We start from the raw sequence: 25507 nt of genomic DNA, 5'->3' as shown, positions 1-25507 counted from the left end.
ACTTCAGAGGGTAATGAAAAAATGAAAAAACTGATCGTTTCCATGCTTGCCGGCGCGATGTCGCTGGCTGCTGTCCAGGCATGGGCCGCCGACGAGGTGACCCTGCAACTGAAATGGGTCACGCAGGCCCAGTTCGCCGGCTACTACGTGGCCAAGGACAAGGGCTTCTACGAGGAGGAGAACCTCGAGGTCGAGATCAAGCCGGGCGGCCCCGACATCGCTCCCGAGCAGGTGATCGCCGGTGGCGGCGCCGACGTCATCGTCGACTGGATGGGCGGCGCGCTGGCCGCACGCGAGAAGGGCGTGCCGCTGGTCAATATCGCCCAGCCGTTCAAGAAGGCGGGCATGCAGCTCGTCTGCCCGAAGGACGGCCCCGTGAAGACCGAAGCCGACTTCAAGGGCAAGACGCTCGGCGTCTGGTTCTTCGGCAACGAATATCCGTTCTTTGCCTGGATGAACAAGCTCGGCCTTTCGACCGAAGGCGGGGCGGACGGCGTTACGGTCCTCAAGCAGAGCTTCGACGTGCAGCCGCTGATCCAGAAGCAGGCCGACTGCATCTCGGTTATGACCTACAACGAATACTGGCAGCTCATCGACGCCGGCTACAAGCCGGAAGACCTGATCGTCTTCAACTATTCGGCTATGGGCAACGACCTGCTCGAGGACGGCCTCTACGCGATGGAGGACAAGCTCAAGGATCCGGCCTTCGAGGACAAGATGGTCCGCTTCGTGCGCGCTTCGATGAAGGGCTGGAAATACGCCATCGAAAACCCTGATGAAGCGGCGGACATCGTCGTCGAGAATGGCGGACAGGACGAGAACCACCAGAAGCGCATGATGGGCGAGGTCGCCAAGCTCATCGACAATGCCGACGGCAAGCTGATCGAAGCGGCCTACGAGCGAACTGCCAAGGCGTTGCAGGACCAGAAGATCATCTCCAAGGAGCCGACAGGCGCCTGGACCTCGGCGATCACCGACAAGGCGATTCAGTAGCCACTGTCTTGCGAGGCACCGGAAAGGGGCGGGCAACCGCCCCTTTTTCGTGGGCAGGAAGCGTCAAGTCACCGCTTTTCCCGAATATCCGTCATCGTCCGCGTCGGGGTGATCGCCTCGGGATCCAGCTTGATCTCGATGATCGCAGGCTTTCCGGCCGCCCGCGCGCGTTCAAAGGCGGGGGCGAATTCGGCGGTGGCCTCCACCGTCTCGCCATGGCCGCCATAGGCGCGGGCGAGAGCTGCGAAATCCGGGTTCTTCAGATCGGTGGCGACCACGCGGCCGGGATACTCCCGCTCCTGGTGCATGCGGATTGTGCCGTAAATGCCGTTGTTGACGACGATCACGATGATCGGCAAGTCGTATTGCACGGCGGTCGCGAATTCCTGTCCGTTCATCAGGAAGCAGCCGTCGCCGGCGAAGCAGACAACCTCGCGCTCCGGAAACAGCGCTTTCGCCGCGACCGCGGCCGGCGTGCCGTAGCCCATCGACCCGGAGGTCGGCGCGCCTTGGGTGGCGAAGCGGCGGAAGCGGTGGAAGCGGTGGACCCAAGTGGCGTAATTGCCGGCGCCATTGGTCATGATCGCGTCGTCGGGCAGCACCGATTCCAGGTAGCTCATGATCGGGCCCATCTGGACCGCGCCGGGGCCGGTCTCGGGCGGCGTCGACCAGTCGAGATACCAGCCATGCAGCCGCTCGGTCTCGACCGACCAGTCCGGCGCTGCCTTCGGTCCCGTATCGGCGAAGGCCTCGGCGAACGCATCGGGCGAAGCGTTGATCGCCAGCGTCGGCCGGTAGACGCGGCCGAGCTCGCTTGCGTCCGGATGCACATGCACCAGCGTCTGGTCGGGATAGGGGCTCTTCAGCAGCGTGTAATCGGAGGACGGCATCTCGCCGAAGCGGCCGCCGATCAGCAGCACCAGGTCCGCCTCTTTGATGTAGGCGGCGAGCTTCGGGTTCGGGCCGATGCCGACATCGCCGGCATAGCAGGGGTGGAGGTGGTCGAACAGCATCTGCCGGCGGAAGGAGCAGCCGACCGGCAGCGCCCAGGCCTCTGCCGCCTTTTCGATCCACGACTTCGCCTCGGCGCTCCAGCGCGAGCCGCCCAGAATGACGAATGGGCGCTCGGCCTTGCCGAGAAGCTCCTCCAGCCGCGCCATTTCTTCCGCGCCCGGACGGGTTTCGACCGGCGTGAATGGTCGGGCATCGGGTGCTTCGGCAAGACTGGTCAGCATGTCCTCAGGCAGGGCGATGACCACCGGGCCGGGCCGGCCGGACGTGGCGACCGAAAAGGCGCGGGTGACGATCTCGGGAATGCGCGCAGCATCGTCTATCTCGGTCGCCCATTTGGCGATGGGCCCGAAGAAGGCGCGGTAGTCGACCTCCTGGAAGGCTTCGCGCTCCCTGGCGTGACTTGCCACCTGGCCGATGAACATGATCAGCGGGATCGAATCCTGCATGGCAATGTGGATGCCGGCCGACGCGTTGGTTGCGCCGGGGCCGCGCGTCACGAAGCATATGCCCGGCTTGCCGGTCAGCCGGCCGTGGCAATCGGCCATCATCGCCGCGCCCCCCTCCTGCCGGCAGACGATGGTGCGGATGCGGTTCGAATCGTGCAGCGCGTCGAGCACGGCGAGATAGGATTCGCCGGGCACGCAATAGATGCGGTCGACGCCATTGGCTTCCAGCGCTTCGACGATCAGCTTCCCGCCGGTTTTCATGATCCGGTTCTCTCCAGTTCGGCAAGGATTTCGGCCGTGTGCTCGCCGAGCCGCGGCGAGGGGCGTTCATAGACGAGCGGCGTCTCCGACAGGACCATGGGCGAGCGCACCGAGGGCAGCGTGTTGCCGTGGCTGTCGTCGAGGTCGAGCCGCATGCCGCGGGCAATGGTCTGCGGGTCGGCGAACATTTCTCCGATATTGTTGATCGGGCTCGCGGGAACGCCGGCTTTCTCTAGCAGGGTGAGCAACTCGTCGCGGTCGAAATCCGCAAGCCGTGCGACGATCGATTCGCGCAGGGCGGCGCGGTTGGCGACGCGCGCTTCATTGGTCGCATAGGCAGGATCGCCGGCCAGTTCTTCCAGTCCGACCACCGCGCAGAATTTGCGGAACTGGCTGTCATTGCCGACGGCGAGGATGAAGTGGCCGTCGCTGACCGGCAGCACTTCGTAGGGTGCGATGTTGGGATGGGCGTTGCCCATCTGTACCGGCGGAGTGCCTGACACCAGGAAATTCAGGTTCTGGTTGGCGAGCACCGAGATCTGCGCGTCGAACAGCGCCATGTCGACATGCTGGCCCTGGCCGGTGGCTTCCGCGTGGCGAAGCGCTGCCTGGATGGCGATGACCGAATAGAGGCCGGTGAAGATGTCGGTCACCGCGACGCCCACCTTCTGCGGCTCGCCGCCGGCGGGGCCGGTGATCGACATCAGGCCGGACATGCCCTGGATGATGAAATCATAGCCCGCGCGCGGCGCATAGGGCCCGTCCTGGCCGAAGCCGGTGATCGAGCAGTAGACCAGCTTCGGATTGATCTTCCTCAGGCTTTCATAGTCGAGGCCGTACTTCTTTAGGCCGCCGAGCTTGAAATTCTCGATAAGGACATCGGCGGTGGCGATCAGCCGGCGGACCGTCTCTGCCCCTTCGGGCGTCGAGAAGTCGATGGCGATCGAGCGCTTGCCGCGATTGCAGGCGTGATAGTAGGCAGCCGACAGGTTCTCGCCGTCCTTTCCTTTTACGAAGGGCGGTCCCCATTTGCGGGTGTCGTCGCCGCCGTCCGGGCTCTCGACCTTGATGACGTCGGCGCCCAGATCGGCCAGCAGCTGGCCCGCCCAGGGTCCGGCAAGAATGCGGGCGAGTTCGATGACGCGGACGCCTTGGAGCGGGGGATTGGGCATTTTTGATATGGCTCGGACAGAGGTCGCCACTGCCTAGCGCATCCGGTGGGCTGCTGTCACGTGCGGCTAACCGACTTGCGCGGCCGTCCGCCCTTCGAGCCATTGCGCCTGGCTGCTTCCGCCTTAGCCGGCGATGTCGCGCGGCCAGCCCTACGCGCCATGTAGGCGCCGGTGCCGAAAATGCCGGCCAGCAGCCCGGGAACGGTGAAATCGGCGTCCAGCGCTTCCCAATGCAACCCGTAGCCAGCGCCCAGGACTTCTACTTGGGAGAGCTCCTCGTCGCTCGCCCCCTCCAGGCCTTGGGCCAAACGCGGCGGAAAAGCAAACGTGCATCCATTGGTGAGCTCCACCACGACGCGGTCCAGGCGGCGGTCGTAACGCGCGCTCGCCGCGCGGGGTTCGCCGACTGCCGCAAGCCTGCCCCGCTCGGTTGCGGCGTCGATGTCCTTGTCGGTCAACTCAGCCATGGATCTCTTTCCATCTTGCGAGCAACGCGTCGCGATTTTCCAGAACGATGGCCATCGATCGACGTACTTCGCTCCGCTTCATTCCTACTGCCCAGATCAACTCGGGCAAGCCATCCGGTCCGATCAGATTGATCTTGGCTTCCCCGTCGCCGTAAACATGCACATGCGCCGGTTCATGATCGTCGACGAAGACCACGATCCTGAATCCGCTTGAACGAATGACCGTGACCAATCAGTAACCCATCTTGATGGGTTTTTCAACCGATAGCTGGTTCTCAGCCCACTCCGCAAAATCCGCCATGATGATGTTTCGATTCACCTCGTTCAGGCTTTCGTGGCGGGTTTCGGGGTAAACCTTTGAAACCAGATTCAAAAACCCCATCCGGCGCATGCGGGCGGCCAGCGCCTCGACCGCCTTGCCGCCGTCGCTGGCGGGGTCTTTTTCGCCGCCGGCCAGGCTGAAGGGCATGTCCCTGCGGACGGCGGAGAAATTCGCGTCGTCCGCGCCATGGAAGACGAAGCGGAAGACATCCTGCCAGAGCGACACCGACGCATCCCAGCCGCAGAGCGGGTCGGCGATGTATTTGTCGACCTCTTCCGGATCGCGTGACAGCCAGTCGAACAGGGTGCGATGGTTCGGCACCTTGTTGCCCCATTCGACGAAGGTCATCCTTGGAAGCATGCGGGACGGTACGTCCGAGCCTAGCCGAAAGCGCTCCCAGGCAAGGATCGCCAGCGCCACCCGGCCGAGCAGGCCGGCGGAGAAGTTGGCGTTCCAGATCGCGGCGGCGTGCAGATGCGCGGAATGGCGCAGCACGAAATTGAGCGCGACGATGCCGCCCATCGAATGGCCGAAAAGGATCAGCGGCAGGCCGGGATGCTCGCGGGCGACGAGGTCGTGGACCGCGCCGATGTCGGCCAGGACCTTCGCGCCGCCGTCGGGGCTGCCGAACATGCCCTGCGGCGCGTCGGGCGCGGTGGTGAAGCCGTGGCCGCGATGGTCGTGGGCGTAGGTATGAAAGCCGCGCTGGCCGAGGAAATCGGCGAAGCGGGCGTAGCGCGCGGCATGCTCGGCCAGGCCGTGGCTGATATGCACGACGCCGCGCGCCGGACCGGCGGCCTGCTTCGTATAGAGATTGAGCGCCGCGCCGGTCGGCGAGGCGAGCGTGCGTTGTTCGTCGAACGGCATGGTTTCTCCCCCGGCGAGGGACTGTTGGCGAAGCTTGACGGCGCGTCAAGGGTTAGCGGGCAGCGAGGGGTGCCTCTCCCTTCTCCCCTTGTGGGAGAAGGTGGCCGAGCGGAGCGAGGTCGGATGAGGGGTGTTGGCGGCGTGCGATGGTTGGTGATTGGCTGCATCGTGACTGTTCCACCTTCTTCGCCTCATTTCTTCCAGCACCCCTCATCCGCCTTCACTTCGTTCAGGCACCTTCTCCCACAAGGGGAGAAGGGAGAGGTGCGCTTCATCGCCGCCGAATGCGCCAAAGCCGGTTCTGGACCGCCGGAGCACTGCCCGCGCTGGTAGGGCATGGTTCCAGGTCTCGCTACGCTTCGCCTGGTATAGAAAGCAGGCGTGACTTCGCTAATCCGCCAACGCTGTCGGGGAACCAAGCAGACTTAAAGCGTATTCGGGAAAGCAAGGAGGAAACGATGCGCCAGAACGCTGACAGCCAGACCGCGCCTGCGTTTGCCAAACCGTCCATCGAACCGATGGAGGCCAAGCAGGTCGACCAACTGCCTGACGAACCGGGCTGGCAGTTCGAACCAAAATGGGACGGCTTTCGCTGCCTGGCCGTGAAGGCGGGCGGCGATGTCGAACTCTACGCCAAGTCGGGCAAGCCGCTGGGGCGCTATTTTCCGGAAATGGTCGAGACCGTCAAAAACCTGCCCGGCGAGGATTTCGTGCTGGACGGAGAACTTGCCATCCCCGAGGGCGACACGCTGTCCTTCGATGCGCTGCAGATGCGGCTCCATCCCGCCGAAAGCCGCATACGCAAACTGGCGCGCGAGACGCCGGCAATGTTCATCCTGTTCGACATGCCAATGGCGCCGGGCGGGGAAAGCCTGGTGAAGTCGCCGCTGACCGAACGTCGCGCGAGGCTGGAAAGCTTCTTCGCCCGGGTCAGGCACGCTGAGGGGCTGCGCCTTTCGCCCTTCACGCGCGATCGTGACGAGGCAGCCGCCTGGTTGGCTCGTGCGGGCGGAGCGCTCGACGGTGTTGTCGCCAAGCGGCTCGACGGCTTCTACGAAAGCGGCGAGCGCGCGATGCTGAAGGTCAAGCGGCTGCGTTCGGCTGATTGCGTGGTTGGCGGCTTCCGCTACGGCTCGGCAAGCGCGCTCGTCGGCTCGCTGCTGCTCGGCCTTTATGACGATGATGGCCTGCTCCACCATGTCGGCTTCACCTCGACGATTTCCAATGCGGAGCGGCCGGAGCTGACTGAAAAGTTGGAAGCGCTGAAAGGCGGGACCGGCTTCACTGGCCGCGCGCCGGGCGGGCCTAGCCGCTGGTCGACCGAGCGCTCGGCGCAGTGGGAGAAGCTTCGGCCCGAACTGGTGGTGGAAGTGCGCTACGACCACGTCACCGGCGATCGCTTCCGCCACGGCACGAAACTTCTGCGCTGGCGGCCGGACAAGGCGCCGCGCCAATGCACCTTCGAGCAGTTGGAGCGTGAGGCGCGGCCGGGCAAGCTCATCGGGGAGGTGATCGCGCCAGCCTGACCGGCGCGGCAAGGCGACCCAACCGGCGCGAAAGCATTGCCGTTGCGGGCCGCTTCGCTTACATAGCGCCCAACTCTCCTCAACAGATTACAGGATAAGCGCGCGTGGCACGCCAGTTCATCTATCACATGGCCGACCTGACCAAGGCATACGGCACCAAGAAGGTTCTCGAAAACCTCAACATCTCCTTCTACCCCGACGCCAAGATCGGCATTCTCGGCCCCAACGGCGCCGGCAAGTCGACCGTGCTCAAGATCATGGCCGGCATCGACAAGGAATGGAGCGGCGAAGCCTGGCTCGCCGAGGGCGCGACCGTCGGCTATCTGGCGCAGGAGCCGGAGCTCGATCCGGCGCTCAATGTGTTCGGCAACATCATGGAAGGCGTCGCCAAGAAGACCGCCATCATCGAGCGCTACAACGAGCTGATGATGAATTATTCCGACGAGACGGCCGACGAGTCGGCCAGGCTCCAGGACGAGATGGACCGGCTGAACCTGTGGGATCTCGAGCAGCAGGTCGAGATGGCGATGGAAGCGCTGGGCTGCCCGGCCAAGGACGCCGACGTGACCAAGCTTTCGGGCGGCGAGCGCCGCCGTGTGGCGCTGTGCCAGCTTCTGCTGCGCGAGCCCGACCTTCTGCTGCTCGACGAGCCGACCAACCATCTGGACGCCGAAACCACGGCCTGGCTGGAAAAACACCTGCGCGCCTACAAGGGCGCGGTGATGATCATCACCCACGACCGCTACTTCCTCGACAACGTCACCGGCTGGATCCTGGAGCTCGACCGCGGCCGCGGCATCCCCTACGAGGGCAACTACACCGCCTATCTCGAAGCCAAGGCCAAGCGGCTGAAGCAGGAGGGCCGCGAGGATGATGCGCGCCAGCGCGCCATCAGCCGCGAGCGCGAGTGGATCGCCTCCAGCCCGAAGGCGCGGCAGACCAAGTCCAAGGCGCGCATCCAGGCGTTCGAGAATCTGCTGGAGCAGGCCGACAAGCGCCGTCCTTCCGACACGCAGATCGTCATCCCGCATGGCGAGCGTCTCGGCAATGTGGTGATCGAGGTGTCGGACCTGTCCAAGGGCTACGGCGACCGGCTGCTGATCGAAGATCTGGAATTCAAGCTGCCGCCCGGCGGCATTGTCGGCGTGATCGGCCCGAACGGCGCCGGCAAGACGACGCTGTTTCGCATGATCACCGGCCAGGAGACGCCGGACGAGGGCACGATCCGCGTCGGCGAGACGGTGAAGCTCGGCTATGTCGACCAGAGCCGCGACGCGCTCGACCCGTCGAAGACGGTGTGGGAGGAGATTTCCGGCGGCGCCGAGGTGGTCAAGCTCGGCAAGCACGACGTCAACACCCGCGCCTATTGCTCGTCGTTCAATTTCCGCGGCGGGGACCAGCAGCAGAAGGTCGGCAACCTTTCAGGCGGCCAGCGCAACCGCGTGCACCTGGCCAAGATGCTGAAGACCGGCGGCAATGTGCTCCTGCTCGACGAGCCGACCAACGACCTCGACACCGAAACGCTTGCCGCACTCGAAGACGCGCTGGAAAGCTATGCCGGCTGCGCCGTCATCATCTCGCACGATCGCATGTTCCTCGACCGGCTCGCCACGCACATTCTCGCCTTCGAGGGCGACAGCCATGTCGAATGGTTCGAGGGCAATTTCGAGGATTACGAGCAGGACAAGATCAGGCGCCTCGGCCCGGATGCGGTCAACCCGCACAGGATGACGTACAAGCGGCTGACGAGGTAGGTCGCGTCGTCACCCTCGGGCTTGTCCCGAGGGTCTATGTGCTTTGGCGGCTCGCACGCAAAGAGCATCACATTCCATAGGCCGGCAGACCCTCGGGACAAGCCCGAGGGTGACGGCGATGAGATTGCCGGGCTCCCCAAGCTCAAGACGTATCCGGCCGCATTCGCGCGAGGAGCGGCAGTCCTTGGCTCAGATTCCGGAGCTTCCGCAACTGATCGCCGATCAGGCAGCGTCTGGTTCGAGCCAACGGCGAAGCGAGGCCGCAACGCATCAGGCCGCCCAGCAGCCCCGCCAGCGCCCGGAAGGAATGCGCCAGGCACACGGCATCGTCGGCGTCACAAGCCGGCAGCGAAACGGAACGGTCGCCAAAATCCTCCCACAGCCCCATGACGAAGTCCCGGGCGATCATCTCGGCCGGAGCCAGGAACCAGCGGGCGCCGGCGCGAAGCGGGCGAGGTTTCGAACTGGCCAGTTCGGCCAGCGCGGCGAGCGAAAGCAGCACGGCGACAATGCGCTTCAGCGTCTCACGATCCCTTTGATGATAGTGGTCCAGTCCATCGCCGCCTCCTTTCGACGCCATTGTCGCGCGGGGTGGAGGGGTGTGGACAAAATTTTTATTGCGATGAAGGACAAGGCCCGGCGGCTCGGGCCGGATGCCACTGACCCCACACATGACGTATAAGCGGCTGACGCGGTAGGGGACTAGACAAATGCTTCTGCGGGCTCTGCGCGGATATATGCTTCCGCCAAGCCACGCGACAGGAATCGAATCACCTCGCGATAGTCGGGGTAATGCTCGGCCTCGTCCGGTGATTTTAGAACCGCGAAATAATGACCTTCATCGACAACGATGAAGGTCAGGTCTTCGCTATCGACTGGACTTGCGTGCCTGGCACCGCACGCTGGGCATTCATCGTCGCAAGCGCACGACCATTCGTCCTCCCACGCCTCACTGCACCGATAGCACTCATAGTGGTTGCGGTACCAAGCCATGGAGTTTTCCTTAGGAGACGCGCTTTTTCTTTATAGGTTCTTCGGCTGAATGCGTCGATAGCGTCCCCTTGCCAAGAACTCCAAATATCCACTATCCCGAAGAACCTGAAGCTGCTGCCTTATCTTCGGTCTGACATTGTGGTTGCCGGGATAGAGTTGAGCAAGCATCGGTTCAAACGCGTAAATCTCGTCAATTCCGAATTCGCGGTCACCGAAAACATCTACGCATTTCATAACTTCGATAAGCCATCCACGCGTTTCCGCTGGTTGAGCGCGAAGAAAAAGCGTCTGTCTCCACTGCTCCAGCACATTTTCCCGAGGAACCACAATGCCGCCTTGGACAATGTGAATTCTGCCGGACACTGGAACTCTGCTCAGCAGTATGTTCGACCCGATCCAGCCGGCGCGCCGTGCGCTGGCGGCCAGCGGTTTTCGCCGCTCGACAATCTCTGGGACAAAAAAGTGCTTTGGGATGATGCAGATGTCCCTGACGGATGCGCTGGTCGCGTCATAGCTGAGTAGGAGCAGGTTGGGATTGCTTGCCGATCTAAGCCGCTCCATCTTCGTGGCATATGCGCCATTGGCAAGTTTTGCGCCGAATGCCTTCTTTTGGCTCTTCAGTTCATATTGATCGTTGCAGCGTGGACAATAAAAGTCCGCGACTGGCAGATTGGCTGGAAACTGCAGAATCTCCGGGTTTCCACAATTGGGACAGTACAGCCACTCGGAAACCCATTGTTCCGTCCAGACTCGCGCTCGTTGCGATCCGCTAACATAGCTTGTGGTTGGTTCTTTGAAGCCGAATTTCATATCGCTCTGCGCTTGTGTCGGCAGAGTTGTATCTCAATGCTGCTTCGAAATCCTTTCAGTTCAATGCCGAGATTCGCTCACCGCATCCGGCAGCAGAACGGGAAGAACGGTCCCGAAAGCCCGGGCACTGCGGTCGGCGTAAAAGTGTAGTCGTGCACGGCGTCGCTCTCGTCGGTGCAGCCGCCCGGCGTGGCGGCGATGGTGCCGCGGATGCCGTGGCTGGTCTCGAAGGTCCACGGGTCTTCCGAGGAGAAGACGACGGTGCCGGGCGTGTTCTGGATACCGTCGCCGGAAAACGCGTCGATGAAGGAGGACTGCATCGTTCCGCCGACGCAGGTGAGTTCCACCGCCCAGTTCGGCTCGAAGCCGGAGCAGATCATGGTTTCGCCCGAGGTGACGAGGCCGTTGCAGGAAATGTCGGCCGCCATGGCCGGCGCAGTAAAGCCCAGAATCGACATAATTGCAGGAACAATGGAAGTCGCGCGCATCATGAACCCTCCTGACGCATTGCTCTTCCCGGCCCGCAACGACGATACGCCTGGCCAGCGTGAGCGTAAAGCGTCGGCGGCGGCCGAAAGATCGGCGTGGCGCTTGACAGGATCGCGGGCGTGGCGCTTAAGCCGGCGTAAACTGCTACACGGCAAAAGTGTCGACCGGGAGACCGCGAAACTGTAGGGCGTGCGTGGGCAGGGTCGCGGCAACCGCACGGGGATCATTCAGCAGCATGCATCGCGTCATCATCAGCGGCGTCGGCGTCGTCATCCCCGAGGCCTCGATCACCAATGAGGAACTCGTCGACAGCTTCAATATCTGGGTAGACGCCGAGAACGCGCGCCGCGAGATCACCGGCGAGGAGAAGCTGGCGAAGTCCGATACCGACTTTATCGTCTATGCATCGGGAGTGAAGAAGCGCCACGTGCTGGTGCTGGACGGGATTCTGGACCCCGAGCGGATGACGCCGCGCATCCCGCCGCGCGGCGACGACGAATTGTCGGTGATGGCGGAGTTCGGCGTGGCTTCGGCGCGCCGCGCGCTCGACGATGCGGGGCTCGGCCCCGAAGATATCGACCTCGTGATCTGCGCGGCCTCGCATCACCAGCGGCCCTATCCGGCGATCGGCATCGAGATCCAGAACGCGCTCGGCATCAAGGGCGCGGCCTTCGACATGGGCCTCGGCTGCTCGTCGGCCGCCGCCGGATTGCACGTGGCGTCGAACCTGGTGCGGGCGGGCGGGCAGAAGCGGGTGCTGGTGGTGACGCCCGAGATCATCACCGGGCATCTGAACTTCCGCGACCGGCAGACGCATTTCATCTTCGGCGACGCCTCGACGGCCATGGTTGTCGAGGCGCTGGAGGAAGGCGAGACCCGGCCTGGAAAATTCGAGGTTCTGGACACGCGCGGCTGGACGCAGTTCTCCAACAACATCCGCACCAATCTCGGCTTTCTGCTCAGGGCCGGGCAGGAAGACACCTCCGCGATCGACATGCGCGGCAACATGATCAAGCAGGTCGGCAACAAGGTATTCAAGGAAGTGACGGTTGCCGGCCACCGCTTCATCGTCGATTTCCTCGCCGAGCACGGCCTGACGCCGCACGGCATCCGGCGGTTCTGGCTGCACCAGGCCAATGCGCGCATGAACGCCATGATCCTGAAGCTCTCCTTCGGCCACGACGTCGGCCACGACCGCGCGCCGATGGTGCTGGAGCGGCTCGGCAACACCGCCGCGGCCGGCGCGATCATCGCCTTCAAGGAGAACCACGAAGACATGAAGGCGGGCGATTACGGCCTGCTCTGCGCCTTCGGGGCGGGGTACTCGATCGGCGGCGCGCTGCTGAGAAAGCTGTAAGGCATCAGCGGCGATCATCGGTCGATCAGCCTTTTTGGCTGGACGCGGCGGCCGTTCGACGGCAGTTTCGCGCGAATCCTCAATCAGGAAAACGCCTATGCTCGACCTGCTCGCTCCGCTGAACGGAGAGCCGCAAATCCTTCCCTCAAGAAAGCTCGCCGGCAGGGTCGCCGGCGTCTATGTCGCGCCGGCCGATCATTTCGAGACCGTTGCGACAGAGGCGCTGACGCTCGATTTCCAGGGCATCAAGGGCGATTTCCACGCCGGCTATACACGCAGGTCCGGCGGGCGCGAGCCCTGGTATCCGCGCGGCACCGAAATGCGCAACGAGCGGCAATTGTCGATCGTTTCGCCGGACGAGCTTGCCACGGTCGCCCTGCGCATGGGACTTGCCGAGATCAGGCCGGAATGGATCGGCGCAAACCTGCTTTTGGCCGGCGTGCCGCAACTGTCGATGCTGCCTTCGGGTACGATGCTGTTCTTCAAGGGCGGCGTGACGCTGAAAGTGGATGCGCAGAACGGGCCGTGCCGGATCGCAGGCCGGCTGGTCGCCGAGCGTGCGGACATGCCGGACGTCGAAGCCGGCTCGCTCATGTTTCCCAAGGCAGCGAAGCGGCTGCGCGGGCTGGTCGCCTGGGTCGAGAAGCCGGGCACGATCGCGAACGGCGAAGAGGTTTCGGTGCGGGTGCCGGAACAGTGGATTTACGGGGCCTGATCGCAACACTCGACTGATCGTCGCCCCTAGGGATAGCGCACCGGCGTAGACCAGTTCGGGTCTTCGTGTTTCCGCCAATAAAGTTCCGTCAGTTGTCTGGTGACCGGCCCGACCTTGCCATCCGCAATGGGCCGGCCGTCCAGGACGGTGACCGGCATGATGCCGCCGGCAGTGGAGGTGATGAAGACCTCGTCGGCGCTGCGGAGCGCATCGACGGTGACCTCGCCGGCGACTGCCGGAATATCGATTTCGGCGCAGAGGTCGAAGACCGTCCGCCTGGTGATGCCGGGCAGAACCCCTGAGGCCGGCGTCATCAGGGCGCCATTGCTGACGACGAAGACATTGAAGCCCGGACCTTCGGCGACATTGCCTGCCATGTCGAGAATAAGCGCCGTTTCGGCGCTGCGGTCATAGGCGTCGTAAAGTCCGCGAACGAGGTCCAGCCAATGATAATTCTTGATGGACGGGTCGACGGAAGCCGCGGGAATCCGCACAGTCCTACTGATGGCGACATGCAATCCACGCTGCATCTGCTCCGGATTGGCGACTGAACCATAGGGGATGGCGAAGGCCATGAAGCGGTTGACCGCATCGCGCGGATCGCGGCTAAAGGTGGGCGACGCGCCACGGGTGCAGATCATCTCGACATAGGAAGAGCGATGGCCTGAAAGAGCCACGCAATTGTGGAGAATTTCGGCGACGCCATCGCGATTGAACGGGATCGTCATCCGCAATTTTTCGAGCCCGCCGAAAAAGCGGTCGAGGTGAAGGTCGAGGCGGAAAAAGCGCCCACCCCACACGTGAACCGTGTCGTAAGTGGCGTCGGAATGGAGAAAGCCCCAATCCAGCACTGAGATTTTTGCCTCCGACATCGGCAGGTACTGGCTGTCCATGAACGCCACTCCGCTAGGGTAGTTATGCGGGTCGGCGTGGCGGTTCTGGATTTGCGGAAGCGAACTGGCTCCAGGTTCGACCATTAGTTCATCCCGGGTCTCTTGGATTTGCTATACGCATCGATGCTATTGCTGGAACGCATCGCATAGAGCCAATACTCACAAAAGTGCTGCTATTCCTCATCCTCATCCGGATCGAGCAGTCTTGTCGCGCGCCAGCGGGTGAGCACTTCGTTGGTCTGGTCGACGACGAAGAAGCGCGCGGAATCGCGGTCATAACCTTCGGCGAGCAGTTTTTCGTAGTCGGTATGCTCGTGGCGGATGTGGGCGATGGCGGCCAGCCACACGGCGATCGCGGGCGGCATCGTCTTCAGATGCCGGGCGCCGGCTTCAGTGCGGATCTTTTCGGTGTCGGCATAGGGAGCAAGCGGCAGCAGCGCTGTCAGCGCCTTGGCAATCGCCCGCTGGCGGCCTGTCGCCATGGCTATTCGCCGCCTTCGCGACGCGCGATCGTGGCGTCGGGAAAGGCGTCGATCGACGCGAAATAGGGCTTGATATCGATCACCGGCGTGCCGTCCAGCACGTCGATGGCGTCGAGCGTCAGCAGGCCGGCCGCAATATCGAGCGCGAGCAGCTTCGCCACATGCAGGCCGACCGGATTCGGTCGGGCAGGGGAGCGCAGGGTGAAAACGCCTTTCGGTTCAGTGGCGTGGCGCGGCTTCTGGACAATCAGATTGCGCGGCGCGTAATGGAACCAGGACAGGATGACGACGTGGCTGGCGCCGCTCAACCCTTCGAGTCCCGGCCGGAAAGCCTCGCCGACCTCGACCGTGGCGGTCAGGCCGCGCTCGCGCGCGGCGGCCATGTTCTTCGGGCAGTCGGCACGCGATTTCCAGGGCGAACTGATGCGGCCGATGAACACGACATAGCCGTCGGGAGGCATCGCAGCCGGGTCGGTGGCGAGGGAAATCTCGCCGTCGCGTTTTTCGAACATGCCGGCGCCTCCCGAAATGGTCGCGTCATTTTCTGGCCCGTCCGCGACATTGCGGTTGCCAGACGTCTATTTTTCACATAAAGATATGTTTATGTCTTTTTGGGTAAATCAACAATCATGCGCGTAACCCTGGACCTGATGGTTGATACATTGAAGGCGGCGGCCGAATCCAGCCGTTTGCGGATCCTCGCGTTGATTTCGCGCGGCGATCTCACCGTTTCGGACCTCACCGAAATCCTCAACCAGTCACAGCCGCGTGTTTCGCGCCATCTCAAGCTGTTGCTCGAAGCGGGACTGATCGAACGCTACCAGGAGGGGTCGTGGGCGTTTTTCCGGCTGTCGGACGACGATGCCGCCCGCGATTTCGTGAATGGGCTGGTGTCGCGGGTGCATGATGGCGATCCGCAGATCGAGCGCGATCTGGAGCGGCTGGCCAGCGTCAAACGCAAGCGCCAGGAGCGCGCCGCCTCCTATTTCAGCCGCAATGCCGCAAGTTGGGACCAGATCCGCTCGCTGCACGCGCCGGACCGCGCCGTCGAGGCGGCGCTGCTGAAGCTCGTCGGGAAACGGCCTTTCCAGTCCATGCTCGATCTCGGCACCGGCACTGGACGCCTCCTGGAGCTCTTCGCGCCGCTATACAAGCGCGGCGTCGGCATCGACATGTCGCGCGAAATGCTGGCGGTCGCCCGCGCCAATCTCGACAGAGCGGGAGTGTCGAACGCACAGGTACGGCAGGGCGACATCTTTGCGCCGCCGGTTGAGCGCGACGCCTTCGATCTGGTGACCATGCACCAGGTCCTTCACTATCTCGACGATCCGGCAACCGGCATCCGCGAAGCGGCGCGCCTGCTGCGGCCGTCGGGCAGGCTGGTTATCGTCGATTTCGCACCGCATGCGCTGGAATTCCTGCGCGAGGTGCATGCCCATATCAGGCTTGGCTTTTCCGACCGCCAGATCGCGGAATGGTTCGCCGAGGCTGGGCTCGATCTCGAGGAGACGCTGGATTTCGAACCGCGAGTTGCGAACGAGGCGAAGCTTACCGTGAAGCTGTGGCTCGGGCGCGACCGCCGTATGCTGATTGCCGACCCGGCGCGAAACGCCGAGCAGAGGGAAACCGCCTGATGAACCAGTTCCGTTTTTCGCGCCGTCCCGACATTGGCGACAAGGTCAGCGTTTCGTTCGAATTCTTCCCGCCCAAGACCGACGAGATGGAGGCGCGGCTGTGGAACACGGTGACGAGGCTCGAGCCGCTGCAGCCGAAATTCGTCTCGGTGACCTATGGCGCCGGCGGCTCGACACGTGAGCGCACCGCCCGGACGGTCAAGCGCATCTTGACCGAGACGGGCATTCCGGCAGCGGCGCACCTGACCTGCGTTGGAGCATCTAGGGATGCGGTGAACGCGGTCATTCGCGAATATGATGCGCTCGGGATCAAGCGTTTCGTCGCCCTGCGCGGCGACCCTGCGTCCGGTGTCGGCCAGGCATATACCCCCTATCCGGGGGGATACGAGAACGGCGCTGAACTTGTGGCGGGCCTGCGGGCGATTTCGGATTTCGACATTTCCGTCGCCGCCTATCCCGAGAAGCATCCGGAAAGCCCGGATTTCGCGACCGACATCGAGATGCTGAAGCGCAAGGTCGACAATGGCGCGACGCGCGCCATCACCCAGTTCTTCTTCGACAACGATATCTACGAGCGCTATGTCGAGCGGGTGCGCCGGGCCGGCATCTATATCCCCATCGTGCCGGGCATCCAGCCGGTTCACAATTTCCGGCAGGTGGCGAACTTCTCGTCAAGGGCAGGCGCGCATGTCCCGGCTTGGCTGGCGGAGCGCTTCGAAGGGCTGAACGACGATCCGCAGACGCATGCGCTGGTCGCTTCGGCAGTGGCGGCCGAGCAGGTGATGGACCTGGTCGAACGCGGGGTGAGCGACTTCCATTTCTATACGATGAACCGCGCCGACCTCGTCGTTGCGATCTGCCACATGATCGGCATCCGCGCCCACGACGCGACCGCTGCGGCTGAAGGCTTCGCGGCAGCGTGACGCAAAAGAAAAGGCCGGGTGATTAACCCGGCCTTTTCGCTATTCTTGCCAGACTGCGCTGGCCTCCTCCAAGCTTCGGTGGCTTAAGGAAGAACTCCCATGATCAGGGCGCCAATGAAGGCGAACGCAGCACAAATCATCAATGCGTTGATTGGCCGTGTAAGTCCCATGCGTAGCCTCCTTGTTAGAGCTGCAGGCTGAGTCTAGGGGACTTTGGGCAACAGGCAAGCGGAAAACGTGCTGCATTGCGGCAGGATTGTGGAAATTCCGACCTGCCGCGTCGCGTTAGCTCTTGAAAATATTCACCTAAAATCGCTTCACGGCCTGTGAACAAAACGCAAATCGCGTTACCGGCGCAGCAGCCTGCCGTCGATCGTAACCAGGCCGAACGCGATCAACGCCATGCCGGCCAATTCGAAGAAATCGAGCCGTTCGCCGAGAAAGGCGGTGCCGAGAAGGATGGCGCTCGCGGGAACGATCAGCGTGACCAATGAGGTGTTGGTGGCGCCGGCGGACGCGATGACGTTGAAATAGAGGATATAGGCAAAGGCGGTGGAGACGAGCGCCAGCGCCAGCACCGCCGTCCATACCGGGGCGCTCGCGTCGAACAAGCCCGCGGTGCCGTGCATGACGAGCACGACGGGCAGCATCATGACCGTCGATGCGGTCAGTTGGCCGGTCGCCATCACGGCAGGCGGCACGCCTTTGAAACGGCGGGCGACGATGAGCGCGAAGGCGTAGGAGAGCGAAGCGCCGACAAGCGCGAACTTGGCCCAGACCGGCCCGCCCAGGCCCGCGATCAGGCCTGGCCCTATCATCACCGCCGTGCCGGCGATGCCGAGCAGGATCCCGGCGACCTTGTTCCAGTTCAGCTTCTCGTCGCTGGTCAGCGTGTTCGCGACGATCAGGGTCCAGAACGGCGTGGTGGCGTTGAGCACCGATGCCAGACCCGCGCCGAGCACGGTCTGGCCGGCAAAGATCAGAGAGAAAGGGATGACGTTGTTCAAGAGCGCCAGCAGAAAGAAGCTGGAAGCATGGGGCAAGGCGAGTTTGAAGGACGGGCCTCGGGCCAGGAGATAGAGATGCAAGGCGATGGCGGCGATCGCAACGCGAAACAGCACCAGCGTCAGCGGCGGGATTTCGGAGACCGCAATGCGGGCGAAGAAGAATGACCCGCCCCAGATCGCGCCCAGCAGGAAAAGCTGCGCCCAATCGCGGGCAGTCATGGTTCTCTGCGCTGTAACCGGCGCTGTGAACGCTGTCATCGAAGCCTCTGGGGATTTGTTCGTGCAAAGGCTTAACGGCATTCGCTGGCCGTAGCCACCCGATTCCCATTGGCACAGAATCGTTCCCTTTGCGGCGAGTGTGTTCTAAGTAACGGCGATTGGCCGAGGAGCACCTGATGCAGCGATTCGAGAATGCGAAAGAGGCCGCTCTCGCCCTTCGCCCCGACGATCCGGTCTATTGCTTTCGCCCCGAAGTGCTGAAGGCCGACTGCCGGCAGTTCATGGATATGTTTCCCGGCAAGACCGCCTATGCCGTGAAGACCAATGGCGAGAACATGGTGCTGAAGACGCTGGTCGAGGCCGGCGTGACGGCGTTCGATGCGGCATCGCCCGGCGAATTCGCGGCTGTCCGGGCGGTCTCGGCCGACGCCGAGATGCTCTACATGCATCCGGTGAAGGCGCAATCCGACATTCGCCTGGCGCTGGAGAAATACGGCATAAGGGTGATCGCGCTCGACCATGAAGACGAGATCACCAAACTGACGCGGGTGGTGCGCGCGCTCGACATCGATCCCGGCACGATCACGGTGTTCGTGCGCATTCAGACCAAGGGTTCGGCGGCCTACGAGCTGTCGAAAAAATTCGGAGCAGGGCCGGCCTATGCGGTCGAACTCGCCGAGCGGCTGAACCGCAACGGCTACAAGGTCGGGCTGTGCTTTCATGTCGGCAGCCAGATCCAGGACCCCGACACCTATGAAAGGGCCTTGGCCTCCGCCGACTGGGTGCGCAACCGCGTCAGTTTCGACATTGCCGGGCTCGATGTCGGCGGCGGCTTTCCCGCCGATTACGGCAGCGATCCCAACAGCAAGAAGCCGGAAATGCCGTCGATCGGCCAGATTATGTCCAGGCTGCGCGGCGATCTCAAGGAATACGGGTTTGACGAGATGCCGCTGGTGGCGGAACCGGGGCGGGTCATTGTCGCCCGCGCTTTCTCGCTCATCGTGCGCGTCCTGCTGAGGAAAGGCCGCCGCATCTACATCAATGACGGCATCTGGGCGTCGCTGTCGGACTCCTGGACAGGCAAGCTGGCGCTGCCGGCGCGCTTCATCCCCGACCCGGCGATCCGCTCGCGCAACGGCTCGGAGAAGAACATCGTGCCGTTCAAGGTGTGCGGCGCGACCTGCGATTCCGTCGACATATTGTCACGGCCGTTCTGGCTGCCGGAGACGATCGATACCGGCGACTGGATCGAGATCGGCCATATCGGGGCCTATTCGCTGTCGCTCAGGACCCGCTTCAACGGCTTCTATCCCGACACCTTCGTGGAGGTCACGACGCCGTTCGAGGCAGGCGATGCGCCGGAGGGCCTGGCCAGCATGGAGACCATGGCGGCGGAGTGAACAAGGGAGTAGGGGAGTAGGGGAGCGGCTACTCACCGCTCATTTCAGCGCTGCCAGGAGAGCCGGCGTCGGCCAGCCATCGACCGGCAGGCCAAGGCGCATCTGCTCCTGACGGACGGCCTCACGGGTGTTGGTGCCGAGGATGCCGTCGATGCCGCCGACATCGTAGCCTTTCGCCTGGAGCCTGTGCTGCAGTTCCTTCATCTGGTTGCCGTCGAGGCCCGGCTCGGGATTGCGCTTGTCATAGGCCGGCGCGCCGGCAAGCCGGGCGGCGAGATTGGCGGCCGTCAAAGTGTAGGTGATCGACTGGTTCCATTCGAGATAGACGTCGTAATTGTCGTAGGTGAGGAAGGCCGGGCCCTTATGGCCCATAGGCAGGACCAGTCCGGCCTTCAATCCGTTGTCGGTGAGCGGCGAGCCGTCGCGTCGGATCACGCCCCACTCGGCCCACTGCGACAAAGGCAGCTTGTTGGTGCGGCCGGTCTGTTCCCACGGCATGGCGTCGGGCACGCGGACTTCCTCGATCCATGGCTCTCCGCGCTTCCAGCCGCGCGACAGGATCTTGTTGCCGGTCGTCATGATCACGTCCGGCGCGCTGTTGCGCAGGTCCACGAAGCCGTCGCCGTCGCCATCGACGCCGCGCGCCAGGTAGTCGGAGGGCAGGAGCTGGGTCTGGCCGACTTCGCCGGCCCAGGCGCCTTTGACGCCGGCGGGAAGAATGCCGCGATCGATGAGGGTGAGCAGCGGCACCACCTGGGGGCGGAAGAGTTCGGGCCGCCGGCAATCATGCGCGAGCGTCAACAGCGCGTTGACCGTGTCGAAATCACCCTGAACCGCGCCGAAATCTGTTTCCAGAGCCCAGAAGGCTGCGATGACAGGCCCCTGTACGCCGAATTCCTGTTCGGCGCGGGTGAAGACATCGGCATATTTCTTGAGATTGGCGGCGCCTTGCTTCAGCCGGTAATCGGAAATCATGCGGTTGGAGAACTCGATAAAACTCTGCGTGAAGACGCCTTGGGCGCGATCGCGCTCCAGCACCTTCCGGTCGACGCTCGCCCGCTCCAGCGCAGCCAGGCCGGTATCGCCAACGCCCGCGGCCCTTGCTTCGGTCGCGACTGCCGCGCGCCACGCGTCGAAATCGCCGCCGCACTCCTGAGCCAGCGCAGGCGTTGCCGCCATGGCTGCAAGCAGCGCGATCGCGATCGTTCGCGATTTCATCATTCAATGCTCCAGTCTGATTCCCAGGCAGTCGTCTGCCCAAAAGTCGTGGCGAAAAACGGGCGAGGCCAGCGTTTGATGCACGATCTTGCCCGAAAAGTCTGCAACTTTTGCTAGGCGGACTTTCGGTTCGGGATCACGCCTTCAATGCGTATTCGCCTTCAGCCACTTTTTCCATGCGGAGGGGCTGCCGTTAAAGACGTTGATGTCGGCATTGCCCTTGATGCCGGGGACGACGCCAGTTCCCGTATATTGCCAGAACGTGAAGGGATGACCGCCGTAGCGGTCGCTCGGATGGCCGGCGACCGAGCGCAGCCAATAGGGGTAGCCGGTGAAGGAAGCGAGGCCGTTATCGTCGAAGAAGTCGATGGAGGTGTAGATGATCGGCTTCTTGCCGTAGTGCTTTTCGACGATCTCGAGGAATGTCTTCATCTCGCTGCGCACGGTCGCCGCAGGTGGACGTAGCTTGCAGGTCGGCGATTGCGGATTCCACTCCATATCGAGCACCGGCGGCAAGGCCGAGCGGTCGCGAGGCACGTTGCGTATGAACCAGGCCGCCTGCTCTGCGGCAGGGCGGCAGAAATAATAGAAGTGATAGGCGCTGCGCGGCACCCCGGCAGCTTTGGCGCCGCGCCAGTGCTCGGCAAAATAGTCGTCGATGCGGTCGCCGCCTTCCGTCGCCTTGATGAAGGCGAAGGATATGCCGCTCGCCTTGGCGGTGTGCCAGTCGATGGACGACTGGTATTTCGACACGTCGGTGCCGTGCACGGCGTGGTGCCATGGCGTGCGGCCCTGCCAGTCGTGTGGATCGCTGTCGTCGAAGCGCGGATAGCCGACCGAGACAGCGCTGCTGGGGCCGGTTCCGGCATCGGAGGCGACCGGCACCAGATCGTCCATGGTCGTGCAGGCGGCAAGCAGCGCCAGCAGGATCAGAGCCGGAAATCGGCGCATCGCGTCTCCTGTTGGACGGGTTTAGCCCGCCCGGATCTCTATCGAGTATGCGTGTCCCCCTTGGACGCGCAGCCGTGCAGCAGGGCCGCCACCTCGTGACAGGCCGGCATATTCCAGTCTTGGCCGATCATGGTTGACAAACCGTTGATCCCCGCTCGACAGGCCGCGAAATTTCCGTGAGGAATTGCGGCAGAACGATGGCGGTTCGGTGGACACAGGATGCGAATTGCGCTGAAAATCGCGAAATGGCTGGCTGGATTGGCGGTTGTTGGGCTGGTTGGGCTCGCGGCCTGGCTTTATTTCGCGCCGCCGGCGATGATCCGGGTGGCGGCCGGCTACTCCGCGAAAATCGTCTGCTCCAGCGTATTCGTTGCCGGACGCAATGCCGCCGATGTGCTGCAGGCCGATGTGCAGGCGCCGGGGCATCCGATCCTGAAGCTGATCAATGTTGTTGTTGACGAGAGCGCCGGAACTGTTTCGGCAGGACTGTTCGGCCTGTTCGGAAAGGGCCTGGCGGTCGACCGTACCGGCTTTGGCTGCGCGGCGGTTCCGGATGGCGATTTGGCTTCGGCACAGGTGACCGACATTGCAATTCAGCCGCCGGCCCCGCTTCCGGATGAGATATGGCCGGAGGGAAACCGGGTCGAGCCGTCGCAGGCCCCCGGGATCGCGGCGATTCTCGACGACCCTGCGATGACCGGGCCGGGTATGCGCGCCGTCGTGGTGGTGCGTGATGGTCGCATCGTCGGCGAGCGCTACGGCGACGGGTTTTCGGCCGAGACGCCCTTGCTCGGCTGGTCGATCGCCAAGAGCGTGACCGCCGCGATCATCGGTACGCTGGTAAAAGAAGGCCGGATGGACGTGAACCGGCGAGGGCTATTCGAGGGCTGGACTGACGATGGGCGGGCAGAGATCAGCGTTGCCGACCTGATGGCGATGTCGGGCGGGCTCGAATTCAATGAGAATTACGGCGACGTGACCGACGTCACGCGCATGCTCTACCTCGAACCCGACATGGCAGGTTTCGCGGCGGCAAAGCCGCTGGTCCGGCCCGTAGGGACGACCTTCAGCTATTCGAGCGGCACGACGGTGCTGCTGTCCCGGCTGTGGCAGGACGCGGTGGGAGACCCGGACCAGGCGCTGATCTGGCCGCGGGAGGCGCTGTTCGGCCCGCTCGGGATGGTCAGCGCTGTGATGGAAACCGATGCGCGCGGCACGTTCGTCGGCTCGTCCTACATGTATGCGACAGCACGCGACTGGGCGCGGTTCGGGCAATTCCTTGCCCAGGATGGCGTCTGGAACGGGGAAGAACTCCTGCCGCCAGATTTCGTGGCATGGATGCGGGAGCCAGCGCCAGCCTCGGAAGGCGAATTTGGACGCGGGCAGGTCTGGCTGCACGGACCGGTAGCCGGCACGCCCCGCGGTGAAGATCCCGATGCCGGCTTCAACCTGCCGGACGACGCTTTCTGGCTGCTCGGTCATGACGGTCAATCGGTCGCGATCGTGCCTTCGAAGCGTCTGGTCGTGGTGCGGCTCGGGCTGACGCCGTCGAAGCTCGGCTACAAGCCGCAGGTGCTGCTTGAGGCGCTGGCGAAGGGGACGGAGTAACGCGTTCTCAGCTTGCCCGCGTCACGACCGCCCGCACTGCATAGCCGCGATAAAGCGTTTCGAAGGAAAGGCTTGCGCCGGTCCGCTGGCAGTCCGATTCCAGCACTTCACGTAGGGAATCGCGCGGCTCGACGTGGAACTTTGCCAGCCAGGCGCGCAGGCCCGAGCGGAACCAGCGCGGAAGGCCATCCTGTTGGCCGAAATCGACTATGTGCAGCGAACCGCCGGGTGCAAGCGAGGCGAGCGCTGCCGGGATGGTTTTCTCCCAGCCGGGGATCATCGACAGCGCATAGGAAATGAAGATTCGGTCGAAGGCGGGTTGGCCGAAAAGGACGTTCGCGTCGAACGCGGTGGCGTCGCCCTTCGCAAGCGCTGTGCGGCCGGAGAAGCCGTGGCGCGCGACCGCCGCCGATGCCGTTTCCAGCATCGCCTGGGAAATGTCGATGCCGAAGAAACGGGCATCGGGATAGCGCCGCGCCGCCTGGATCAGGTTGCGGCCGGTGCCGCAGCCGAGTTCCAGCACGGTCCCGCCCGGCGGGACGCTGAGCCCTTCGATAAGCCGGTCGCGGCCGAGCAGATAATATTTGCGGGTGAGGTCGTATACATGGCGCTGATGGCGATAGACACCGTCCATCAGCTCGGCATGGGCGCTTTCGCCCGCGCTCATCAGGGCTTCTTCACATAGAGGTGGAAGCCGCCATAAATGGCGGAACGATCACGGGCGGAGAGTTCTCGCGACGTCTCGGCCTCGTAGCTCCACTGGTCGAGCAGCGTGTCCGAGACGCGGCCGGGCAGCAGGCTGGGCTCGGCTGCCGTGCGGAAGATGACGCGCGCGCCGGGCGCCGCCGTGCGGGTGATCTCGGTCCAGAGCTCGTTGAGCTGCCGGTCGGTCATCCAGTCCTGCGCATCGAGCAGCACGAAGCGGTCGACCTGGCCCGCACCCTTGGCGGCGAGCAGTTCAGCGAAATTGGCGTGGTGGATCGCAACGCGGTAGAGATTGCGTCGGATCGTGGCGTAGTTCGCGGCGTCGAGATAGGCCGGCAAGGCAGCCTCGCCGGGCGCGGGATAGCGGCGGGCGAAGGCCTGCCAGGCGAAGTAGTTTTCCTTCAGCGGGAAGTCGCAGGCGAGTTTTTCGAGCCGAGCCGAGAGCACGCTGGCCATGGTGCCGTCGCCGGAGGTAATCAGCGAATCATACTGCGCCGGCGGAATGCCGAGGCCGAACAGCGAGGCCTTGCGCGATGTGGCCCAGCGCAGGAGCGGGCGGCGGAAAATCGGAGCCAGGCGGCTTTCGAAATAAACGCGCTGATCCTCCAGCGTTTCGGCGGTCATGATCTCCTTGACATCGACCCCGTAGAGTCGCGCCACGCGATGGCCGACGGCTATGAACAAGCCGAGCAGGCCGCGCTGGTAAAAATTGCCTTCGAAGGCAGCGATGCGGCGCTTGCCGCGCCAGTTGCGCTTTTCCCAATAGTCTCGGCTGGCGCGGTCGAGGTGCGGAGCGATGAAGCGGTCATAGGCCGCGGAATTGTGGTGGTTTCCGGCCTCGCCGAAGAAGCGGAACAGATCGGCCTGGGATGGCAGGTGGCGAACCGCGGCGAGTTTCATCCGGTTCAGCGCGACGTGGGCGGTGTTCAGGTCGACCGCGTCGATCCGCGCCGGCGAACGCGTCAGATAGGCCAGCACGTTGCAGCCGCCCGACGCGATGGTGACGATACGGTGGCCCTCGGTGAGTTCCATCGCTTCAATATCGACCTCGGGATCTTCCCATATCTGCGGATAGACCAGGCCGGAGAAAAGGAGTGTGAACAGGCGCTCCGACAGGCCCGCCTTGGAGAGCGCGCGGTTCTGGTAGACCGCATCGCGGATCGGCCGCTTGCGGCGCGTTGCAAGTTCGGCGGAAAGGTCGGCCATGCCGCGGCTCCCTCATTGTGAGATCGTGTCCCGGCTAAGCCATAGCGATGACGCGCGGATGACATGCCGATGACG

The 25507-nt window shown here is 63.5% G+C and carries 26 protein-coding genes; 9 read left to right on the top strand and 17 right to left on the bottom strand.

The features are described from left to right. The first annotated feature begins 21 nt into the window (after window positions 1–21). Complete coding sequence (locus tag MAXJ12_RS16865; protein ID WP_008837136.1) at window positions 22–993, top strand: ABC transporter substrate-binding protein; 972 nt, start codon at window positions 22–24, stop codon at window positions 991–993. 68 nt (window positions 994–1061) lie between these two features. Here MAXJ12_RS16865 and MAXJ12_RS16860 read toward each other — a convergent pair whose 3' ends face one another. Genes MAXJ12_RS16860 through MAXJ12_RS16840 form a run of 5 tightly spaced genes read right to left on the bottom strand, consistent with a single transcriptional unit; the run spans window position 1062 to window position 5542 of the window. Beyond that, a complete protein-coding gene (locus MAXJ12_RS16860) occupies window positions 1062–2714 on the bottom strand; it encodes a thiamine pyrophosphate-binding protein (RefSeq protein WP_008837135.1) in 1653 nt (550 codons plus the stop codon). Further along, window positions 2711–3886, bottom strand: coding sequence for a CaiB/BaiF CoA transferase family protein (locus MAXJ12_RS16855; RefSeq protein ID WP_008837134.1), 1176 nt, complete (start codon window positions 3884–3886; stop codon window positions 2711–2713). Before MAXJ12_RS16855 ends, MAXJ12_RS16860 begins: the two co-directional genes overlap by 4 nt. A 56-nt stretch (window positions 3887–3942) precedes the next feature. Beyond that, window positions 3943–4353: a DUF2442 domain-containing protein gene (locus tag MAXJ12_RS16850; RefSeq protein WP_008837133.1), complete on the bottom strand. Its 411-nt coding sequence runs from the start codon at window positions 4351–4353 to the stop codon at window positions 3943–3945. Next, entirely contained in the window at window positions 4346–4549 is a 204-nt protein-coding gene (locus MAXJ12_RS16845; RefSeq protein WP_244421506.1) for a DUF4160 domain-containing protein, read from the bottom strand. The genes MAXJ12_RS16850 and MAXJ12_RS16845 overlap by 8 nt, the downstream gene beginning before the upstream one ends. A gap of 36 nt (window positions 4550–4585) precedes the next feature. Further along, window positions 4586–5542 (bottom strand): alpha/beta fold hydrolase, encoded by a 957-nt coding sequence (locus MAXJ12_RS16840; RefSeq protein ID WP_008837131.1) that lies wholly within the window; start codon window positions 5540–5542, stop codon window positions 4586–4588. A 458-nt stretch (window positions 5543–6000) separates the two neighbouring features. Here MAXJ12_RS16840 and MAXJ12_RS16835 point away from each other — a divergent pair, with 458 nt between their 5' ends. Both MAXJ12_RS16835 and ettA read left to right on the top strand, forming a co-directional pair. Next, complete coding sequence (locus tag MAXJ12_RS16835; RefSeq protein WP_008837130.1) at window positions 6001–7068, top strand: ATP-dependent DNA ligase; 1068 nt, start codon at window positions 6001–6003, stop codon at window positions 7066–7068. Window positions 7069–7172: 104 nt separating this feature from the next. Further along, the gene (gene ettA / locus MAXJ12_RS16830) at window positions 7173–8822 is read left to right on the top strand and encodes an energy-dependent translational throttle protein EttA (protein WP_008837129.1); all 1650 of its coding nucleotides are present in this window, start codon (window positions 7173–7175) and stop codon (window positions 8820–8822) included. 142 nt (window positions 8823–8964) lie between these two features. Here ettA and MAXJ12_RS16825 read toward each other — a convergent pair whose 3' ends face one another. The 4 genes from MAXJ12_RS16825 to MAXJ12_RS16810 form a co-directional block, all read right to left on the bottom strand. After that, window positions 8965–9402: a hypothetical protein gene (locus tag MAXJ12_RS16825; RefSeq protein WP_008837128.1), complete on the bottom strand. Its 438-nt coding sequence runs from the start codon at window positions 9400–9402 to the stop codon at window positions 8965–8967. Window positions 9403–9524: 122 nt separating this feature from the next. Beyond that, entirely contained in the window at window positions 9525–9815 is a 291-nt protein-coding gene (locus MAXJ12_RS16820) for a hypothetical protein (protein ID WP_008837127.1), read from the bottom strand. 30 nt (window positions 9816–9845) lie between these two features. Continuing rightward, complete coding sequence (locus MAXJ12_RS16815) at window positions 9846–10625, bottom strand: DpnI domain-containing protein (RefSeq protein WP_008837126.1); 780 nt, start codon at window positions 10623–10625, stop codon at window positions 9846–9848. A gap of 77 nt (window positions 10626–10702) precedes the next feature. Next, window positions 10703–11116, bottom strand: a complete 414-nt coding sequence (locus MAXJ12_RS16810; protein WP_008837125.1) for a hypothetical protein — start codon at window positions 11114–11116, stop codon at window positions 10703–10705. A 233-nt stretch (window positions 11117–11349) separates the two neighbouring features. Between MAXJ12_RS16810 and MAXJ12_RS16805 the strand changes: the two genes are divergently transcribed. Continuing rightward, window positions 11350–12471, top strand: coding sequence for a beta-ketoacyl-ACP synthase III (locus tag MAXJ12_RS16805; RefSeq protein ID WP_008837124.1), 1122 nt, complete (start codon window positions 11350–11352; stop codon window positions 12469–12471). Window positions 12472–12568: 97 nt separating this feature from the next. Then, window positions 12569–13186 (top strand): MOSC domain-containing protein, encoded by a 618-nt coding sequence (locus tag MAXJ12_RS16800; protein WP_008837123.1) that lies wholly within the window; start codon window positions 12569–12571, stop codon window positions 13184–13186. Between the two features lie 26 nt (window positions 13187–13212). On the opposite strand, the gene MAXJ12_RS16795 is transcribed toward MAXJ12_RS16800, so the two are convergent. The 3 genes from MAXJ12_RS16795 to tsaA all read right to left on the bottom strand — a co-directional run bounded on the left by MAXJ12_RS16795 (window position 13213) and on the right by tsaA (window position 15073). Then, window positions 13213–14079: an aminotransferase class IV gene (locus tag MAXJ12_RS16795; RefSeq protein ID WP_008837122.1), complete on the bottom strand. Its 867-nt coding sequence runs from the start codon at window positions 14077–14079 to the stop codon at window positions 13213–13215. Window positions 14080–14252: 173 nt separating this feature from the next. Next, on the bottom strand, window positions 14253–14567 hold the full coding sequence (locus MAXJ12_RS16790) for a DUF2293 domain-containing protein (protein ID WP_085983966.1): 315 nt from the start codon (window positions 14565–14567) through the stop codon (window positions 14253–14255). Then, window positions 14564–15073: a tRNA (N6-threonylcarbamoyladenosine(37)-N6)-methyltransferase TrmO gene (tsaA, locus tag MAXJ12_RS16785; protein ID WP_008837120.1), complete on the bottom strand. Its 510-nt coding sequence runs from the start codon at window positions 15071–15073 to the stop codon at window positions 14564–14566. The genes MAXJ12_RS16790 and tsaA overlap by 4 nt, the downstream gene beginning before the upstream one ends. Window positions 15074–15190: 117 nt before the next feature. Here tsaA and MAXJ12_RS16780 point away from each other — a divergent pair, with 117 nt between their 5' ends. Both MAXJ12_RS16780 and metF read left to right on the top strand, forming a co-directional pair. Then, window positions 15191–16195: an ArsR/SmtB family transcription factor gene (locus tag MAXJ12_RS16780; protein WP_008837119.1), complete on the top strand. Its 1005-nt coding sequence runs from the start codon at window positions 15191–15193 to the stop codon at window positions 16193–16195. Further along, window positions 16195–17118 carry a methylenetetrahydrofolate reductase [NAD(P)H] gene (gene metF, locus MAXJ12_RS16775; protein WP_008837118.1) on the top strand — a complete coding sequence of 308 codons (924 nt, stop codon included), beginning with the start codon at window positions 16195–16197 and terminating at the stop codon, window positions 17116–17118. Before MAXJ12_RS16780 ends, metF begins: the two co-directional genes overlap by 1 nt. A gap of 347 nt (window positions 17119–17465) precedes the next feature. On the opposite strand, the gene MAXJ12_RS16770 is transcribed toward metF, so the two are convergent. Continuing rightward, window positions 17466–18344, bottom strand: coding sequence for a DMT family transporter (locus tag MAXJ12_RS16770; protein ID WP_008837117.1), 879 nt, complete (start codon window positions 18342–18344; stop codon window positions 17466–17468). Between the two features lie 176 nt (window positions 18345–18520). Between MAXJ12_RS16770 and MAXJ12_RS16765 the strand changes: the two genes are divergently transcribed. After that, window positions 18521–19744, top strand: a complete 1224-nt coding sequence (locus MAXJ12_RS16765; protein WP_008837116.1) for an alanine racemase — start codon at window positions 18521–18523, stop codon at window positions 19742–19744. Between the two features lie 39 nt (window positions 19745–19783). Here the strand turns inward: MAXJ12_RS16765 and MAXJ12_RS16760 are convergent, their stop codons facing one another. Then, on the bottom strand, window positions 19784–20965 hold the full coding sequence (locus MAXJ12_RS16760) for a lytic murein transglycosylase (RefSeq protein ID WP_008837115.1): 1182 nt from the start codon (window positions 20963–20965) through the stop codon (window positions 19784–19786). Between the two features lie 141 nt (window positions 20966–21106). Beyond that, the gene (locus MAXJ12_RS16755) at window positions 21107–21913 is read right to left on the bottom strand and encodes a glycoside hydrolase family 25 protein (RefSeq protein ID WP_008837114.1); all 807 of its coding nucleotides are present in this window, start codon (window positions 21911–21913) and stop codon (window positions 21107–21109) included. A gap of 219 nt (window positions 21914–22132) precedes the next feature. On the opposite strand from MAXJ12_RS16755, the gene MAXJ12_RS16750 reads away from it, so the two are divergent. Further along, window positions 22133–23521, top strand: a complete 1389-nt coding sequence (locus tag MAXJ12_RS16750) for a serine hydrolase domain-containing protein (RefSeq protein WP_008837113.1) — start codon at window positions 22133–22135, stop codon at window positions 23519–23521. Between the two features lie 7 nt (window positions 23522–23528). On the opposite strand, the gene MAXJ12_RS16745 is transcribed toward MAXJ12_RS16750, so the two are convergent. Beyond that, window positions 23529–24188, bottom strand: coding sequence for a class I SAM-dependent methyltransferase (locus MAXJ12_RS16745; protein ID WP_008837112.1), 660 nt, complete (start codon window positions 24186–24188; stop codon window positions 23529–23531). After that, a complete protein-coding gene (locus MAXJ12_RS16740) occupies window positions 24188–25432 on the bottom strand; it encodes a BtaA family protein (protein ID WP_008837111.1) in 1245 nt (414 codons plus the stop codon). Before MAXJ12_RS16740 ends, MAXJ12_RS16745 begins: the two co-directional genes overlap by 1 nt. Between the last annotated feature and the right edge of the window lie 75 nt (window positions 25433–25507).

The organism is Mesorhizobium alhagi CCNWXJ12-2, assembly GCF_000236565.1.
GTDB classification, from domain to species: domain Bacteria; phylum Pseudomonadota; class Alphaproteobacteria; order Rhizobiales; family Rhizobiaceae; genus Allomesorhizobium; species Allomesorhizobium alhagi.
Note: the sequence above shows the minus strand (reverse complement) of the source record. Positions and strands in the feature narration are given on the sequence as shown.

What these genes read in the sequence shown, in the direction of transcription:
- MAXJ12_RS16835 (WP_008837130.1), top strand. Translation starts at nt 6,001, where the DNA reads ATGCGCCAGAACGCTGACAGCCAGACCGCGCCTGCGTTTGCCAAACCG.
- MAXJ12_RS16850 (WP_008837133.1), bottom strand. Translation starts at nt 4,353, where the DNA reads ATGGCTGAGTTGACCGACAAGGACATCGACGCCGCAACCGAGCGGGGC.
- MAXJ12_RS16755 (WP_008837114.1), bottom strand. Translation starts at nt 21,913, where the DNA reads ATGCGCCGATTTCCGGCTCTGATCCTGCTGGCGCTGCTTGCCGCCTGC.
- MAXJ12_RS16820 (WP_008837127.1), bottom strand. Translation starts at nt 9,815, where the DNA reads ATGGCTTGGTACCGCAACCACTATGAGTGCTATCGGTGCAGTGAGGCG.
- MAXJ12_RS16825 (WP_008837128.1), bottom strand. Translation starts at nt 9,402, where the DNA reads ATGGCGTCGAAAGGAGGCGGCGATGGACTGGACCACTATCATCAAAGG.
- MAXJ12_RS16795 (WP_008837122.1), bottom strand. Translation starts at nt 14,079, where the DNA reads ATGGACAGCCAGTACCTGCCGATGTCGGAGGCAAAAATCTCAGTGCTG.
- MAXJ12_RS16865 (WP_008837136.1), top strand. Translation starts at nt 22, where the DNA reads ATGAAAAAACTGATCGTTTCCATGCTTGCCGGCGCGATGTCGCTGGCT.
- MAXJ12_RS16765 (WP_008837116.1), top strand. Translation starts at nt 18,521, where the DNA reads ATGCAGCGATTCGAGAATGCGAAAGAGGCCGCTCTCGCCCTTCGCCCC.
- MAXJ12_RS16760 (WP_008837115.1), bottom strand. Translation starts at nt 20,965, where the DNA reads ATGATGAAATCGCGAACGATCGCGATCGCGCTGCTTGCAGCCATGGCG.
- tsaA (WP_008837120.1), bottom strand. Translation starts at nt 15,073, where the DNA reads ATGTTCGAAAAACGCGACGGCGAGATTTCCCTCGCCACCGACCCGGCT.
- MAXJ12_RS16860 (WP_008837135.1), bottom strand. Translation starts at nt 2,714, where the DNA reads ATGAAAACCGGCGGGAAGCTGATCGTCGAAGCGCTGGAAGCCAATGGC.
- MAXJ12_RS16780 (WP_008837119.1), top strand. Translation starts at nt 15,191, where the DNA reads ATGCGCGTAACCCTGGACCTGATGGTTGATACATTGAAGGCGGCGGCC.
- MAXJ12_RS16745 (WP_008837112.1), bottom strand. Translation starts at nt 24,188, where the DNA reads ATGAGCGCGGGCGAAAGCGCCCATGCCGAGCTGATGGACGGTGTCTAT.
- MAXJ12_RS16810 (WP_008837125.1), bottom strand. Translation starts at nt 11,116, where the DNA reads ATGATGCGCGCGACTTCCATTGTTCCTGCAATTATGTCGATTCTGGGC.
- MAXJ12_RS16740 (WP_008837111.1), bottom strand. Translation starts at nt 25,432, where the DNA reads ATGGCCGACCTTTCCGCCGAACTTGCAACGCGCCGCAAGCGGCCGATC.
- MAXJ12_RS16840 (WP_008837131.1), bottom strand. Translation starts at nt 5,542, where the DNA reads ATGCCGTTCGACGAACAACGCACGCTCGCCTCGCCGACCGGCGCGGCG.
- MAXJ12_RS16750 (WP_008837113.1), top strand. Translation starts at nt 22,133, where the DNA reads ATGCGAATTGCGCTGAAAATCGCGAAATGGCTGGCTGGATTGGCGGTT.
- MAXJ12_RS16770 (WP_008837117.1), bottom strand. Translation starts at nt 18,344, where the DNA reads ATGACTGCCCGCGATTGGGCGCAGCTTTTCCTGCTGGGCGCGATCTGG.
- MAXJ12_RS16855 (WP_008837134.1), bottom strand. Translation starts at nt 3,886, where the DNA reads ATGCCCAATCCCCCGCTCCAAGGCGTCCGCGTCATCGAACTCGCCCGC.
- MAXJ12_RS16805 (WP_008837124.1), top strand. Translation starts at nt 11,350, where the DNA reads ATGCATCGCGTCATCATCAGCGGCGTCGGCGTCGTCATCCCCGAGGCC.
- MAXJ12_RS16800 (WP_008837123.1), top strand. Translation starts at nt 12,569, where the DNA reads ATGCTCGACCTGCTCGCTCCGCTGAACGGAGAGCCGCAAATCCTTCCC.
- MAXJ12_RS16815 (WP_008837126.1), bottom strand. Translation starts at nt 10,625, where the DNA reads ATGAAATTCGGCTTCAAAGAACCAACCACAAGCTATGTTAGCGGATCG.
- metF (WP_008837118.1), top strand. Translation starts at nt 16,195, where the DNA reads ATGAACCAGTTCCGTTTTTCGCGCCGTCCCGACATTGGCGACAAGGTC.